General features: G+C 72.2%; 14 protein-coding genes and 1 tRNA gene. 6 read left to right on the forward strand and 9 right to left on the reverse strand.

Annotation, left to right across the window (positions count from 1 at the left end; translation table 11 throughout):
* Positions 1–171 precede the first annotated feature (171 nt).
* A complete protein-coding gene (locus tag VD659_RS00125; protein WP_423259072.1) occupies positions 172–891 on the reverse strand; it encodes a M23 family metallopeptidase in 720 nt (239 codons plus the stop codon).
* 102 nt (positions 892–993) lie between these two features.
* On the opposite strand from VD659_RS00125, the gene VD659_RS00130 reads away from it, so the two are divergent.
* Both VD659_RS00130 and VD659_RS00135 read left to right on the forward strand, forming a co-directional pair.
* Complete coding sequence (locus VD659_RS00130; protein WP_423259073.1) at positions 994–2787, forward strand: glycoside hydrolase family 15 protein; 1794 nt, start codon at positions 994–996, stop codon at positions 2785–2787.
* A gap of 10 nt (positions 2788–2797) precedes the next feature.
* Entirely contained in the window at positions 2798–3292 is a 495-nt protein-coding gene (locus VD659_RS00135; RefSeq protein WP_423259074.1) for an FBP domain-containing protein, read from the forward strand.
* Positions 3293–3343: 51 nt separating this feature from the next.
* Here VD659_RS00135 and VD659_RS00140 read toward each other — a convergent pair whose 3' ends face one another.
* From VD659_RS00140 to VD659_RS00155, 4 genes are all read right to left on the reverse strand, one after another.
* Positions 3344–3877 carry a hypothetical protein gene (locus VD659_RS00140; RefSeq protein ID WP_423259075.1) on the reverse strand — a complete coding sequence of 178 codons (534 nt, stop codon included), beginning with the start codon at positions 3875–3877 and terminating at the stop codon, positions 3344–3346.
* A 180-nt stretch (positions 3878–4057) separates the two neighbouring features.
* Complete coding sequence (locus VD659_RS00145) at positions 4058–4270, reverse strand: hypothetical protein (protein WP_423259076.1); 213 nt, start codon at positions 4268–4270, stop codon at positions 4058–4060.
* A gap of 90 nt (positions 4271–4360) precedes the next feature.
* Positions 4361–4433 (reverse strand) — tRNA-Glu (locus VD659_RS00150).
* Between the two features lie 86 nt (positions 4434–4519).
* The gene (locus VD659_RS00155; protein WP_423259077.1) at positions 4520–5476 is read right to left on the reverse strand and encodes a diacylglycerol kinase family protein; all 957 of its coding nucleotides are present in this window, start codon (positions 5474–5476) and stop codon (positions 4520–4522) included.
* 58 nt (positions 5477–5534) lie between these two features.
* Here VD659_RS00155 and VD659_RS00160 point away from each other — a divergent pair, with 58 nt between their 5' ends.
* Positions 5535–6173: an MBL fold metallo-hydrolase gene (locus VD659_RS00160; RefSeq protein WP_423259078.1), complete on the forward strand. Its 639-nt coding sequence runs from the start codon at positions 5535–5537 to the stop codon at positions 6171–6173.
* 95 nt (positions 6174–6268) lie between these two features.
* Here VD659_RS00160 and VD659_RS00165 read toward each other — a convergent pair whose 3' ends face one another.
* On the reverse strand, positions 6269–7735 hold the full coding sequence (locus VD659_RS00165) for a phytoene desaturase family protein (RefSeq protein ID WP_423259079.1): 1467 nt from the start codon (positions 7733–7735) through the stop codon (positions 6269–6271).
* A 203-nt stretch (positions 7736–7938) separates the two neighbouring features.
* Positions 7939–9786, reverse strand: a complete 1848-nt coding sequence (locus VD659_RS00170; RefSeq protein ID WP_423259080.1) for an Ig-like domain repeat protein — start codon at positions 9784–9786, stop codon at positions 7939–7941.
* Between the two features lie 182 nt (positions 9787–9968).
* Between VD659_RS00170 and VD659_RS00175 the strand changes: the two genes are divergently transcribed.
* From VD659_RS00175 to VD659_RS00185, 3 genes are read left to right on the forward strand one after another with little or no spacing between them, the layout of a single operon-like run.
* Positions 9969–11687 carry a class I adenylate-forming enzyme family protein gene (locus VD659_RS00175; protein ID WP_423259081.1) on the forward strand — a complete coding sequence of 573 codons (1719 nt, stop codon included), beginning with the start codon at positions 9969–9971 and terminating at the stop codon, positions 11685–11687.
* 56 nt (positions 11688–11743) lie between these two features.
* On the forward strand, positions 11744–12250 hold the full coding sequence (locus tag VD659_RS00180; protein ID WP_423259082.1) for a sigma-70 family RNA polymerase sigma factor: 507 nt from the start codon (positions 11744–11746) through the stop codon (positions 12248–12250).
* Positions 12247–13095 (forward strand): anti-sigma factor family protein, encoded by an 849-nt coding sequence (locus tag VD659_RS00185; RefSeq protein WP_423259083.1) that lies wholly within the window; start codon positions 12247–12249, stop codon positions 13093–13095. The genes VD659_RS00180 and VD659_RS00185 overlap by 4 nt, the downstream gene beginning before the upstream one ends.
* Positions 13096–13137: 42 nt before the next feature.
* Here VD659_RS00185 and VD659_RS00190 read toward each other — a convergent pair whose 3' ends face one another.
* The gene (locus VD659_RS00190) at positions 13138–13560 is read right to left on the reverse strand and encodes a PIN domain-containing protein (protein ID WP_423259084.1); all 423 of its coding nucleotides are present in this window, start codon (positions 13558–13560) and stop codon (positions 13138–13140) included.
* Between the two features lie 5 nt (positions 13561–13565).
* The gene (locus VD659_RS00195) at positions 13566–13769 is read right to left on the reverse strand and encodes a type II toxin-antitoxin system VapB family antitoxin (RefSeq protein ID WP_423259085.1); all 204 of its coding nucleotides are present in this window, start codon (positions 13767–13769) and stop codon (positions 13566–13568) included.
* Positions 13770–13871 lie beyond the last annotated feature (102 nt).

The following is a 13871-nucleotide window of genomic DNA, read 5'->3' on the forward strand; positions in this document are numbered from 1 at the left end:
CTTGTCCTGAGAACACGATATGTCGCGAGTTGCACCGAAGTCAAGTTATATCGCGAGTGACGGAAAGCTGCAGGCCGCGCTCGACGCCCGAAGGTGAGCGCGCGGCCGCGACAGCGACCGCACGGGAACATGTCGCGGAGCGCCGGGCGGGGACCGGCGCGACCAGAAGAATCAGCCGATGCCGTGCTCGGCGAGGAAGGGCATGGGGTCGAAGCGAACGCCGTCGGCGCCGTAGAGCTCGAAGTGCGTGTGCTCGGTGGTGGCGTTGCCGGTGCGGCCGGTGAGGCCGATGACCTGGCCGGCCACGACGAGCGACCCCACTCCGACGGTGAGCGATCCGTCGAGGAAGTGCATGTACATGCTGCAGAGCGGCTGCCCGCCCACCTTGTGGGCGATGGAGAGGTAGACGCCGCCGGTCCCGCCGTTGCCGGAGGCGGCGATCACCACACCGTCGGCGATGGCGTGCACCGGCACACCCGGGCCGTTCAGCATGTCGACACCCTTGTGGAAGCCCTCGGCGCGCGGCCCGAAGCCGTCGGACAGCTTGTAGCCGTCGGGGTAGACCGGTGAGAAGGCCGCGGACTCGGGCACCGAATCCGACCCGGCCTGGCACTGCGCTCCCCCGTAGCCGCCCTCGCTCGCCCCGGAGCTCACCGGCAGGGGCTTCGGAGTGGGGGTCGGCGTGTGCACCGCGAAGCCGTCGCGCGTGACGGTGGGATCGGCGCCGCCCTCGGCCGAGTACGACTGATCCGCTCCCGCCGCCCCGGCGATCTGGACCGAGTCGAAGGAGCCCGGGGTCGCCAGCGAGGCCGCGGGCACCGAGGTGGCGACCGCGACACCGAAGGCGAACGTCATGGCGACGACGCCGAGGAGCGGGCCTTGGTACTTCATCCGCCCCATTCTGTAGCGCCCCCGGTCTCAGCACAACCGCAGCGCCCGGCTCCGCCGCCGCGCCTGCGAACGGATCTGCGGCGCAGTTGACAGAATCACCCCATGGCTCTTCCCATCGAGGACTACGCGATCATCGGCGATTGCCACACGGCGGCGCTCGTGGGGCGCGACGGCAGCATCGACTGGCTCTGTCTGCCCCGTTTCGACTCCGCCTCCACCTTCGGCGCCCTGCTCGGCACCCGGGAGCACGGCCGCTGGCTCGTCGCGCCCAGCGACGAGAACGCCACCTCCGCCCGCTCCTACGTCGACGACACCTTCCTGCTCTCGACGATCTGGCAGACACCCACCGGCTCGGTGGAGGTGCTCGACGCGATGCCGCACGGCGACCGGCGCGCCGACGTGATCCGGCGCATCCGGGGCGTCTCGGGCACGGTGGAGATGCGGCAGGAGCTCGCGATCCGCTTCGGCTACGCGGATGCGCTGCCCTGGATGCGCCAGACGCCCGAGCACGGCGACCACTCGGTCGTCGGAGTGGCGGGCCCGGACGCGGTGATCGTGCGCGGTCCCCGGCTGCACGCCCGCGCCGACATCCACGCCCACGAATCGGTGTTCACCGTGGCCGAGGGCGAGCAGGTGGACATCGTGATGACCTGGTTCCCCTCACACCGCAACCCGCCCGAGGCCGTCGACGTCGACGAGCAGCTCGAGGCCACCGCCGCCTGGTGGCGCACCTGGGCGCACTCCACCGAGCTGCCGCCCGACTACGAGGCCGCGGTGCGGCGCTCGCTGCTCGTGCTGCGCGCCCTCACGCACGAAGACACCGGGGGCATCGTCGCGGCCGCCACCACGAGCCTGCCCGAGCAGTTCGGGGGTTCGCGCAACTGGGACTACCGCTATGTCTGGATCCGCGATGCGGCCCTCACCCTCTCGGCGCTGATGCTGCACGGCTACGAGGAGGAGGCGGGCCACTGGCGCCGCTGGCTGCTGCGGGCCATCGCGGGCGACCCCGCCGACATCCAGATCATGTACGGTCTCTCCGGCGAACGGCGCCTGCCCGAGTACGAGCTCGACAGCCTGCCGGGCTACAACGGCGCCTCCCCGGTGCGCGTGGGCAACGGGGCCTCGGGGCAGTACCAGGGCGACATCTTCGGCGAGCTCATGATCGCCCTGCGCGAGGCCCGGCGCATCGGCGTCGACGAGGACCGCTTCTCGTGGCCGCTCCAGCGCGCGCTGCTGGGCTACCTCGAAGCGAACTGGATGCGCCCCGACAACGGCATCTGGGAGATCCGCGGCCCGCAGGTGGCGTTCACGCACTCCCGGGCCATGATCTGGGCGGCGTTCGCCTGCGGGGTCGAGGCCGTGCGCGAATACGGCCTGCCGGGCGACGCCGACCGGTGGGCCTCGCTCCGTGACGGCATCCGCGCCGAGATCGAGGCCAACGGCTACGACGCCGAGCGCAACACCTTCGTGCAGCATTACGGATCGACCGAGGTCGACGCCTCGCTGCTGCTGCTCTCGCAGATCGGCTTCGTCGAGGCCGACGACCCACGGATGCTCGGCACCGTCGCCGCCATCGAGAACGACCTGCTGCGCGACGGCCTTCTTCTGCGCTACCGCACGGAGTCAGGGGTCGACGGGCTGCCCGGCGGCGAGCATCCGTTTCTCGCGTGCTCGTTCTGGCTCGTGGAGCAGTACGCGCACTCGGGCCGGCTGGCGGACGCGATCACGCTGATGGACCGCCTGGTGGCGCTGGCGAACGACGTGGGCCTGCTCTCGGAGGAGTACGACGTGGTGGGCAAGCGTCAGGTGGGCAACACGCCGCAGGCCTTCTCGCACCTCGCGCTCGTGCGGGCCGCGGATGCGATCGCGCATGCGAAGGGCGCCGCGAGCGATTAAGCTCGAAGGGATGCAGCCACTCACCGAGTCGGAGATCCGCGGATCGTTCGCCAACACCGGCGGTCACGACCTCGAGCACATGACCTTCCCCGGGTTGCACGAGATCGTCTGGGAGGACCGCGAGTTCCTCGGCTGGCGCGACGCGCACGCCATCCAGCGCGGGTACATCGTGTACTGGCGCGACGGCCGGCCGGTCGGCATCCTGCTCAAGGCGGCCGGCTCACACACCCGGCCCGGCATCTCGGCCATGTGCTCGCTCTGCCGCACGCCGCTGCCCGGCGGTCAGGTGACGCTGTTCACGGCGCCGCGGGCCGGCCAGGCGGGCATCGACGGCAGCACGGTGGGGTACTACATCTGCTCCGACCTGACCTGCTCGATGCTCATCCGCAAGCTGCCGCCGCCGTCGGAGATGCAGCCCGACCCGGCCGAGATCATCGCGAGCCGGGCCTCGGGGCTGAGCTCCCGGCTGGAGTCGTTCACCGACGACGTGCTGCGCGCGACCTGAGTCCGGCGCCGCGCTGGGCTCGGCCTGGGGCGGGTTCCTCGGCCGGCCGGGCTACCAGGTCAGCGCACGGCGGTCACCGGCGGGGTCGCGCGTCGCGCGGCGGCCGGGTGCCGTGACGTCGCGGGCCTCGTCCATGATGACGGCGCCCACGAGGGCCTCGAGGCTGGCCGTGGCCGCCTCGCCGCTCGAGGCCGCGGCGCCGTACCAGCGGCCGCAGGTGATCACCACCACCCCGTCGAGGGTCATGTACCAGCCGCGGCTGCCGGGGCGGGGGCCCACGACCGGGGTCACGACGAGCTTCTCGACCTGCTCGCGCAGGTGGAGCACGTGGGCGCGCGCCGTGGCGAAGGTGGGGTAGACGTGGGCCGAGCGGCACAGCTCGCGGTTGTTCGTGGCGAGGATGCGCCACACGCCGCTGCGGTCCTGCGCGCCGGCCGAGCCGGCCGCCACCCCGGAGCGGCTGGCGCGCGGCCGCTCGACGGTCGAGGCCGGCGCCACGGCGTCGCGGAAGCGCGTCCAGGAGTCGAGCATGGGGTCACCCCCCGAGCGGAACGACGAGAAGACGACGCGCGGCGAATCCGCCATCAATTCCCCCTGAAAGTCCCGTGTATGTCCTGGGAAACCATCGAGGTCGTCGATGACGGGATGCCGCTCGGCAGATGAAGGGGAGGTGGACGGCAGATGATGAAACATCAGCTTCATACGGGTTAACGACCGCCGTGACCCGTGGCGGTGAGGTCGACGCCGGCGCGGCGCTCGGGGAGGTCAGCCGTCGTTCTCGACCAGGGTCTCGTCGTCGGTCGAGATCTCGCGGCCGTCGAGGTCGGGCTCGGGTTCGTCGGCGAGCGTGGCGTCGACACCCGAGGGCGGCGCATCCGTGGTCGGACCGTTGCCCACGATGCCCTGGCCGTCGGGGTAACCGGCGCCGTCGGGGTATTCGATGTCGCTGAGGTCGACGGGTTCGTTCTTGTCGGTCATGGCGTGCTCCTCGTCGTCGTCGCCGGGTGGCGCCGGCGTTAAGACAAGAATGCCCGGTTTCCGCGCTGATGCGAGGAAACCGGGCTGTTGTGACCCCAGCGGGATTCGAACCCGCGTTACCGCCGTGAGAGGGCGACGTCCTAGGCCGCTAAACGATGGGGCCGTTCAGACAACTCATCGAGTATGCCACACGCCACGAGCCTTCTCAAATCGGGCGATGCAGGCCGGGCGCGCCGCAGCCGTGCGGCCTCAGACCAGCACCGACAACGAGCCCGGAACGAGCTCCACCGTGAGGGGCAGCGGCCCGAATCGCTCGCCGTCGGCATAGCCGACGATGCCGGGCGATGCGATGGACACGACCCGCCCCCGGCGGAACTCCACGACGTCGAGGCTCTTGTGCGTGCCCGAGAACACCTTCGGGAACAGCCGGATGAAGCGCAGCCGCGACACCGGCTTCACGATGAACACGTCGAGCAGCCCGTCGTCGAGCAGCGCATCGGGCGCGACCTTCATGCCGCCGCCGATCGTGGTGTTGTTGGCGATGGAGAGCAGACACGAGTCGACGGAGTACGGCTCGCCGTCGATCTCGAGCGCGTAGCGCCGCGACTTCAGCATCGCGAGCTCGGCCACGAGGGCGATCACGTACCGCGAGGCGCCCTTCGGCCGGCGCATGCCGTTCGCCCGCTCGTTGACCGCGGCGTCGAAACCGGCCGAGAGCACGCCGGCGAACCAGCGCACGCCGGGGGCGCCTCCGCTGCCGTCGCCGCCGTCGCCGCCCTCGCCGCCTTCCGGCAGGCCGGACACCCGGGCCGCGTCGATCACGCGGGGCGCGCGCTCGAGGGCCTCCTCGAGAACCCGGATGGCGGCATCCGTGTCACCCGTCGGCAGGCCGATTCCCGCCGCGAAGTCGTTGCCCGTGCCGGTGGGGACGATGCCGAGCGGGATGCCGGTGCCGGCCACGAGGTTCACCCCGAGGTTCACCATGCCGTCGCCGCCCACGACGACCAGCGCATCCGGGGCCGCGGGCTCGGCGAGTGCCTGGCGCACCACCCGCACGAGACCGTCGAAGTCGGGAGCGCTCAGCGCGACCACCTCATGGCCACGGCGTTTGAGCGCGGCGACCACGGTGGGACCCACGGCGCGGGTCTTGCCGAAGGAGGCGTTCGGGTTGATCGCCACGACGATCCGCTTCGGTGAGGAGTGCATGTTGACCGATTATTCCCCAACTTGCGTCCGTCACCGCGCGGGTGTTGAGTCGGAAATCATGAGACTCACCAAATTCGAACACGCTGCCCTGCTCCTCGAACTCTCCGGCAAGAAGCTCTTCGTCGACCCCGGCTCCTTCACCACCCCGATCACGGACGCGGCGAACACTGTGGCCGTGGTGATCACCCACGAGCACGCCGACCACTGGACGCCCGACCAGCTGAACCGCATCCTCGAGCAGTCTCCGGATGCGGTGCTGTACGGCCCCGAAGGAGTCGCGGCCGCGGCATCCGATTTCCCCGTCGTCACGGTGGCTCCGGGCGAGACCGTCGAGATCGGCCCGTTCACGCTGCGCTTCTTCGGCGGCCGGCACGCCGTCATCCACTCCTCGATCCCCGTGATCGACAACGTGGGCGTGCTCGTCAACGAGGTGCTCTACTACCCGGGCGACTCGTTCGCCGTGCCGGAGGGCGTGGAGGTCGACCTGCTCGCCGTTCCCGCCGGGGCGCCGTGGCTCAAGATCGGCGAGGCGATCGACTACGTGCTCGAGGTGAAGCCCCAGCGGGCGTTCGGAACCCACGAGATGGTGCTCTCGGTGGCCGGCAAGAACATGGCCGCCGACCGTCTCGCGTGGGCCACCGCGCAGGGCGGCGGCGAGTACGTCAACCTGCAGCCCGGCGACTCGCTCGACCTCTAGCGCGCATCCGCGGACTCGTCGCTTTCGGCTCGAACCCGTCGGGTTTTCGAGCCGAAAGCGACGAGTCCGAACGGAGCCCAGGGTGAGGGGTGCTCTCAGGGCAGGGGGCCCGGGGCCAGGGAGGGCGGGCTGGTGATGCCGAAGACGTCGCGCAGGGCGCGGCGGGCGGCGTGCCAGCCCGCCATGCCGTGCACGCCGGGGCCGGGCGAGGTCGAGGCGGAGCAGAGGTAGACGCCGTCGAGCGGGGTGCTCCACGGCGACGACGAGAGCATCGGGCGCGCGAGCAGCTGACCGAAGCCCGTGGCTCCGCTCGCGATGTCGCCGTCGACGTAGTTGGCGTTGTAGTGCTGCAGCGCCGAGGCCGGGATGGCGGCGGAAGCCAGGATGCGGTCGCGGAAGCCCGGCGCGAACTCCTCGATGCGGGCGGTGACCGGCTCGGTCATGTCGCGCCCCGAGCCGCGCGGCACGTGCGTGTAGGCCCAGAGCGTGTGGTGGCCGGCCGGGGCGCGGCCCGGGTCGAAGAGACTCGGCTGCGACACGAGCACGAACGGGGACTCCGGATGCCGGCCGCGCGCGACCTCGCGCTCCCCGGCATCCACCTCCCCCGCCGTGCCGCCGAGGTGCACGGTGCCTGCGCGAGCGAGGTCCGGGTTGCTCCACGGCACCGGGCCGTCGAGCACGAAGTCGACCTTCGAGGCCGCGTCGCCGTAGCGGAACTGGCGCAGCGCGTTGCGGTAGCCGGTGGGCAGGAGCTCGCCGCCGATGTCGGCGAGCGCCCGGGGCGTGACGTCGAGCAGCACGGCGTGGGCGGAGGGCAGGGCGCGCAGCTCGTCGACCCGGGTCTCGGTGACGACCTCGCCGCCGCAGGCCCGGAGCTCCGCCACGAGGGCGTCGACGATGGCCTGCGAGCCGCCGACGGGGATCGGCCAGCCGCCGGGCGCGTGCCCGAGCATGCCGAGCAGAACGCCGGCGCCCCGGGCGCCGAGCGACGCCACTCGGCCGATCGAGTGCGCGCTCAGCCCGGCCAGCAGCGCGCCGGCGGCCTCCCCCGGGAAGCCGGCGCCCGCCGTGCGGGCGGAGGCGAGCACCCGCGCCCCGAAGGCCGCCGCCGCGAGCGGATGCCGGGGCAGGCGCACGAGCGGGGACATCGCGAAGTCGACCACGGCATCCTGGGCGTCGAGGAGCGGGCCGAAGAGGCGCCGCCAGGCTTCGCCGCCCGGGCCGAGGCCCTCGACGGTGCGATCGAGGTCGCGGTAGGCCACGGCGGCGCGACCGCCGGCGAGGCCGTGGGCGTAGGAGATCTCGGGGGTCACGAACTCGACGCGGTCGGCGAGCGCGAACGCGCGGAAGAAGGGCGAGGCGAGGGCCATCGGATGCACGGCGGAGCACACGTCGTGCCGGTGCCCGGGCAGGGTGAGCTCGGCGGTGCGGGCGCCTCCGCCGGGCGAACCGGCGGCCTCGAACACGCGCACCGAAAGGCCGGCGCGCGCCATGGTGACGGCGGCCGCGAGCCCGTTGGGCCCGCTGCCGACCACCACGACGTCGACGGCTGCGGAGCTCATGCGGCCATGCTACTCACGGCCTGGCCCGCCCGGTCCTCCCCGGACCCGACCGCCCCGCCCCTCCCCTAGGCCCCCTCCAAAAACAAGGAGGTGTTCCCCGACACGCCGGTCCGGCACCGCCGGCAGACGGGGTGTCGGGGAACGGCTCCTTGTTTTTGTGAATACTCCTTGTTTTTGCGAGTGGGGGTGGGGCGGGGGTGGGGTCAGTCCTTCGGGGTGGGAGGGGTGGCGGGGGTGCGGCGACGGCGGATGAGCACGGCCGCGGTGGCCGCGAGCAGGCCGAGGGCGAGGAGGCCGAGGGCCCAGGGCAGGGGCGCGGCGGCGTCGAGGCCGGTGTTGGCGAGGCCCGCCGGCACCACGGGCACGGGAGTCGGCGTCGGCGTGGGCGTCGGCGGGGCCGCCGCGACCGTGACCGTGACGTCGGCGCTCGTCGACGCGGAGTAGTTCACGTCGGCCGAGTACACCGCACGCACGGTCTCGGTGACGGTGGGCGTGATGGAGAGCGTCGCGGTTCCGTTCTGCGCGAGCGCCGTGGTGCCGAGCAGAGTGCTCCCGGCGTAGAAGGCCACGGTGCCGGTCGGCGCTGCCGGTACCACGGCGGCGAGCGCTGTCGCCTGCCCGCTGACGGCCACCGGGATGTCGCCCGCCAGGTTGCCGTAGACCGTCGCGAGAAGCGACACCCCGCCTCCGGTCGCCACCGAGGTGGGCGTCGCCACGAGGTTCGTGGTGGTCGGGGCGCGCGCGATCGTCGTGCTCGTCCCGCCGTCGGAGGGCTGGAACTCGGATGCGTCGGCCGGCAGGTACGACGCCGTCACCGCGTGCGCACCCCCGCCGAGCACCCCGCCCGCGATCGGCAGCACGGCGACACCGTCGACGAGCGGGAGCGCGGCGCCCACCGTCGCTCCGTCCACCATGACGGTCACGGTGCCGGCCGGGACGGCCGAGCTGGTGAGGTTCGCGACCGTCACGGTGGCCGTGAGCTCGGCTCCGTAGACGGGGGATGCCGGGGTGACCGCCACCGACGTCGAGGTGGCGTAGGAGACGGCGTAGCTGATGACCACGCTGCCGGCACCGCCCGCCGAGAGCGACTGGGTCGCATCCGTGAGCGCGCCCACGGCCGTGCCGCCGCCGGCGCCGCCGCCACCGCCTCCGCCGAGCCCGACGATCGAGTTCTGGATGCCGGTCGCGCCGTCGGGGGTGGCGGGGTCGCTGTCGTCGAAGGCGAACAGGGCGCCGGCGTGGCCGCCTTCGCCGCCGGAGAGGCCGTCGCCGAAGACGCTCGCGCCGCCTCCTCCTCCGCCACCGCCGAGGAAGAAGACCGAGCCGCCGTTGGTGCCGTCGCCGTCATCCGAGTCGTTGAGCACGCCGCCCGCGCCTTCGGCGAGACAGTGCAGGTGGAACTCCGGGTCGCCCGGCAGAGCAGAGTCGTCGCGCGGCGCGTGCCCGGCCTGACCGGCCGCCCCACCGTCGCCGCCGAAGCAGAAGCCGACCACGCCGCGGCCTCCGCCGCCCGCGCCCGCCGCGGCCACGATCGCGTCCGCCGTGCCGCCGTCGACCACCACGGCGGTCGAACCGCCGCCGCCACCGCCCGAGCGCGAGAGCAGCGAGCCGTGCCCGCCTTCGCCGCCGTCCGTCCAGCCCAGGCCACCGACGCCGGGGGCGCCCGCCTGCGCGGAGTCGTAGCCGGAGTCTCCGGTCTCGAGCCGGTACGCCGAGGTACCGGCGTCACCGACCGTGATCGCGAGCGTCTGCCCGGCCGAGACGGCGAGCGTGCCCGTCACCACGGATCCTGCTCCCCCGGCGCCGCCGTTGGTTCCACCGCCGGCGCCGCCCGAGCCGCCCGTGACGGTCATCGCGAGCGAGGTCACGCCGGCCGGCACCACCCAGCTCTGGGCGCCCGGTGCGTAGTCGAAGGTGACGGTGTGGCTCACGGCCGCCTGGGCGGCCGTTCCCGCGGTGAGGGCGCCCGCCGCCACGAGGGCGAAGGCCCCGATGGCGGCGACGGCGCGTACGCGTCGGCGCGGTGAGACGGGCGTGGTCGACGAACCCATGGTGCTCCCCCTTGAGAACGCCCGGGTCTCGCGTCGTTGCGATCGGGCGTGAGGTCACGCTAACAATCCCTGGACTCCGAAGGCAACCGCGGGGTCGGGGCAGCACGAGCCCGGAATGGATGCGGAGCCCGCGGCGGTTGTATACCTGGACTACCTGAACCGAGCCAGAGAACGGGGCACCCATGAGCATCACGGCCGACGACGTCGACACCGCTTCGACCGGAAACACCGACTACGACACGTCCGCGTTCCGTCAGGTCTTCGAGCAGCACTTCACCTACGCCTCCGCCGTCGAGCGCAACACGCACCGCTATGCGAACCGCACCGCCATCACCGATTCGGTCACCGGCGAGTCGTGGAGCTACCGCCAGCTGGGCGAGGTCACCGGCGCCCTCGTCGCCGGCCTCGCCGGACGGGGCATCGGCGTGGGCGACATCGTGGGCTACCAGCTCATCAACCGCCCCGAGTTCGCTTTTCTGTACGTGGCCGCGCAAGGGCTGCGCGCGGTCTCCTCGCCCATGAACTTCCGGCTGGCGCCGGCGGAGACGGCCCACATCCTCAGCGAGTCGCGACCGAAGATCTTCCTCTACGAAGCGGCGGCCGCCGCGGATGTCGCGACGGCGCTCACCCTCACCGACTTCGTTCCCGACACCCTCGTCGCGGTCGGCGCGGCGGCCCCCGGCGACGACACCGAAGGGCTCCTGCCCGGCGCCATCCGCTTCTCCGAGCTGCTCGTGGCGGGTGCGCCGAGCTTCCGCGCGCCCGAGGGCGGGTCGGTCTGGGACGAGACCTCGCGCCTCTACACCTCCGGCACCACCGGCATGCCGAAAGCCGTGCCGCTCACCAGCCTCAACGAGGTGCTGAGCGCCCACGACGCCATCATGCACTTCCCCCTCGGGCCCACCGACAAGACCATGAACATGTCGCCATGGTTCCATCGCGGCGGCAACTACTGCGCCGGGCCGAACACCGCGTTCTACGTGGGCTCCGAGGTCGTGACGCTCCCCCAGTTCGAGCCCGGGCTCGTGCTCGACCTGATCGAGAAGCACGGCCTCAGCTACGTGATCGGCGCCCCCACCAATCTCGAACGCCTCGCGGATGCGCAGGAGGCCTCGCCGCGCGACCTCTCGTCGCTCTCGGGCATCGTCACCATGGGCGCGCCGCTGGACCGCGCCGCCGCCCTGCGCTATCAGAGCACCCTCACCAAGCGGATCGCCAACGGCTACGGCACCACCGAGGCCTTCTGGAACACCTACCTGCGCCCCGAAGACCTGCCTGATGCGGCGGGCGCGGCCGGCCGGGCCTGCCTCGACGACGACGTGGCCGTGGTGAAGGTGTACGACGACCGCTTCGCCGAGCCGAGCGACACCGTGGCGAAGGACGGCACCGAGGTGGGCGAGGTCATCATGCGCAGCGTCAAGAGCGGCTACACCTACATGCACAACCCGGAGGAGCAGGAGAAGAAGTTCCGGAGCGGCTGGATGTACCCGGGCGACCTCGCCACCTGGAACGACGACGAGATCGTGACGATCATCGGCCGCAAGGACGACATGATCATCTCGGGCGGCGAGAACGTGCATCCGGTGCAGGTCGAGGAGGCTCTCGCGGCGCATCCGGGCATCGCCGACACGATCGTGACGGGCCTGCCCGACCCGGAGTGGGGCGAGGTCGTGGTGGCCTACGTGGTGCGGCGCACGGGCCAGCTGCCGGATGCCGCGGCCGCCGCCGCGGAGCTCGACGCCTTCTGCCAGGACAGCGTGGCCCTCGCACGATTCAAGCGCCCGCGCCGCTACGCCTTCGTCGACGAGCTGCCCTACACCGCCACCGGAAAGAAGCAGCACTTCCTGATGAAGCGCCGGGCGCCCGAGGATGCGGCGGCCGGCCTCTTCGTGACCCCGTGACCGCCGCGGGGTGAACGTTCGGGGCGCCGGCTGCGTTGTAGAGGGTGGAGGTGCGTATGGCTGACGATCAGGCGGAGTTGCTGCGCGCCGTGCACGACGCGCACGGGCCGGCGCTGTTCCGCTACGTGCTGCGCCTCACGCGGGACCCGGGCTTCGCGCAGGACGTGGTGCAGGAGGCCCTGCTACGCGCCTGGAAGCGCCCCGCCATCCTCGAGCAGAGCGACGAGTCGGCACGCGCCTGGCTCTTCACCGTGGCCCGCAACCTGGTGATCGACGACCGCCGCAGTGCCCGGCACGCCCACGAGTTCCCGACCGACGAGCTGCCCGAGCGCGCCGCGCACGACGAGACGGATGCGGTGCTCGACAAGTGGCTGCTCTCGGATGCGCTGCTCTCGCTCTCGATCGAGCACCGCACCGCCGTGGTGAGCTCGTACTACCTCGGCCAGTCGGCGGCGGAGATCGCCGAACGCGAGGACGTGCCCGTGGGCACCGTGCGCTCGCGGATGCACTACGCGCTGCGGGCGCTGCGCCTCGCCCTGCAGGAACGCGGGGTGACCCGGTGAACGACGAGTTCCGCGACTGGGATGCCGCCTACGTGCTCGGCAAGCTGACGCCGGAGGAGCGGCGCGCCTACGAGGAGCACCTCGCCGTCTGCGATGCCTGTGCCACGGCGGTGGGCGAGCTCGCCGGGCTCCCCGGCATCCTGAGCGCTTTGAGCGCCGACGAAGCGCGGGCGCTGCTCGACGACGAGCCGCGCGCGGCCGCGGATGCGCACCTGCGCTCCGAGGCGCACCGGCCCGAGCTCGTTCAGAACCTGGCGCGCTCGGTGAGGCGACGCCGCGGCCGTTCACGGCGCATCCTGCTGGCGGTCACGGCCGGCGCCGGCGCGGTGCTCGCGGTGGCGGGGGTGCTGATCGGAGTGGGGCTCGGCAACGCGGTCGGCGGCGGCGGCATCGCGGTGCCCCAGGCCGGCGGCGGCGCGACGAGCACGGCCGCGCCCGGCGCCCCCGGAGCGGTGTCGAACGCGATGGCGCAGGTGCAGCCCGGATGGATCGACGCCGCCCTCACCGTGACACCGAAGAGCTGGGGCACGCGCTTCGACTGGAACTGCAGCTATCGCGACGGCCCCTCGCCGGCCGGCGGGAGCACCACCGCCCCCGCCCCCGGCACGAGCGGCGCACCGGGAGCGCCCAGCACCGGCGGCTATTCCGCTACGCCGGAGGGCGTCACCTACGACCTGGTGGTGACCGACACCGCCGGCGCCGAGACCACCGTGGCCAGCTGGACCGCCTCGGGCGGCGAGGCCGGCAGCCTCTCCGCCTCGACGAGCATCCCGACCTCCCAGATCCACTCCGTCGACATCCGCGTGGCCGGAACCTCGCAGCCCCTCGTGCGCACCACGCTCTGACGGTCGCCGCTGATCGACCTCACCGCCTCTGCGACGCCCGCTTCACCCGGATGGAGCGGGTTCCCGCTCGGGCCTCGGAGTAATCCACCGCGCGACCAGTGCGGTCTCCTCGGCGATGATGTCGAAGTCGCGATCGAAGTGCAGTACGACGGCTCCGTGCTCGATCGCGGTCGCCGCGATCAGAAGGTCGGGGATCGGGCGGCGGTGATGCCCTCGCTTCGCCAGCCGCCGCTGGATGTCGAGGGCGCGCGCCCCGATGCGCTCGTCGAGCCGCAGCCAGACGAACTCCTGCAGCGCCCGCCAGCGCTCTTCGTAGTCACCTGGCCCGCGGGCGGAATAGAGCAGCTCGAGCGCGACGATCTCGCAGATGGCGAGCTGGTTGTCGGCGGCGAGGCCCTCGAGCAGCGCCGCGGCCGCCGGATGGTGGCGCTGCCTCTCGTAGGCCGACTTGTCGACGAGGTACACGGCCGCTACGACCAGGCCCCGCGCATGAGATCGGCGTCGCCCAGATCGTCGGGGGCGTCGAGGAGGTTCTGCACCGCCTCGAGGCGACGACGACGGGCGCCCACCTCGGCGAGCGCCCGATTCACGGTGTCGACCTTGGTCTTGGTGCCGAGTTCGGCCGATGCCGCCGCCAGGGCGTCGTCGTCGATGTCGATGAGGGTTCTCGTCATGTCCTGACCTCCGTGATATATGCGGGATGCAGGAATGATATCAATTAGTGTGCCGTTCATGGAGGAATTCTCACTCGTGGCCGAGCGCGTCGGCAGCGATTT

The sequence above is a fragment of the Herbiconiux sp. 11R-BC genome, from assembly GCF_049472555.1.
In the GTDB taxonomy this organism is placed as follows: Bacteria; Actinomycetota; Actinomycetes; order Actinomycetales; family Microbacteriaceae; genus Herbiconiux.

Excerpts from the sequence above, each read along its gene's own strand:
- VD659_RS00170 (WP_423259080.1), bottom strand. The coding sequence starts at position 9,786 with ATGGGTTCGTCGACCACGCCCGTCTCACCGCGCCGACGCGTACGCGCC.
- VD659_RS00180 (WP_423259082.1), top strand. The coding sequence starts at position 11,744 with ATGGCTGACGATCAGGCGGAGTTGCTGCGCGCCGTGCACGACGCGCAC.
- VD659_RS00195 (WP_423259085.1), bottom strand. The coding sequence starts at position 13,769 with ATGACGAGAACCCTCATCGACATCGACGACGACGCCCTGGCGGCGGCA.
- VD659_RS00145 (WP_423259076.1), bottom strand. The coding sequence starts at position 4,270 with ATGACCGACAAGAACGAACCCGTCGACCTCAGCGACATCGAATACCCC.
- VD659_RS00140 (WP_423259075.1), bottom strand. The coding sequence starts at position 3,877 with ATGGCGGATTCGCCGCGCGTCGTCTTCTCGTCGTTCCGCTCGGGGGGT.
- VD659_RS00165 (WP_423259079.1), bottom strand. The coding sequence starts at position 7,735 with ATGAGCTCCGCAGCCGTCGACGTCGTGGTGGTCGGCAGCGGGCCCAAC.
- VD659_RS00125 (WP_423259072.1), bottom strand. The coding sequence starts at position 891 with ATGAAGTACCAAGGCCCGCTCCTCGGCGTCGTCGCCATGACGTTCGCC.
- VD659_RS00155 (WP_423259077.1), bottom strand. The coding sequence starts at position 5,476 with ATGCACTCCTCACCGAAGCGGATCGTCGTGGCGATCAACCCGAACGCC.
- VD659_RS00135 (WP_423259074.1), top strand. The coding sequence starts at position 2,798 with ATGCAGCCACTCACCGAGTCGGAGATCCGCGGATCGTTCGCCAACACC.
- VD659_RS00130 (WP_423259073.1), top strand. The coding sequence starts at position 994 with ATGGCTCTTCCCATCGAGGACTACGCGATCATCGGCGATTGCCACACG.
- VD659_RS00160 (WP_423259078.1), top strand. The coding sequence starts at position 5,535 with ATGAGACTCACCAAATTCGAACACGCTGCCCTGCTCCTCGAACTCTCC.
- VD659_RS00175 (WP_423259081.1), top strand. The coding sequence starts at position 9,969 with ATGAGCATCACGGCCGACGACGTCGACACCGCTTCGACCGGAAACACC.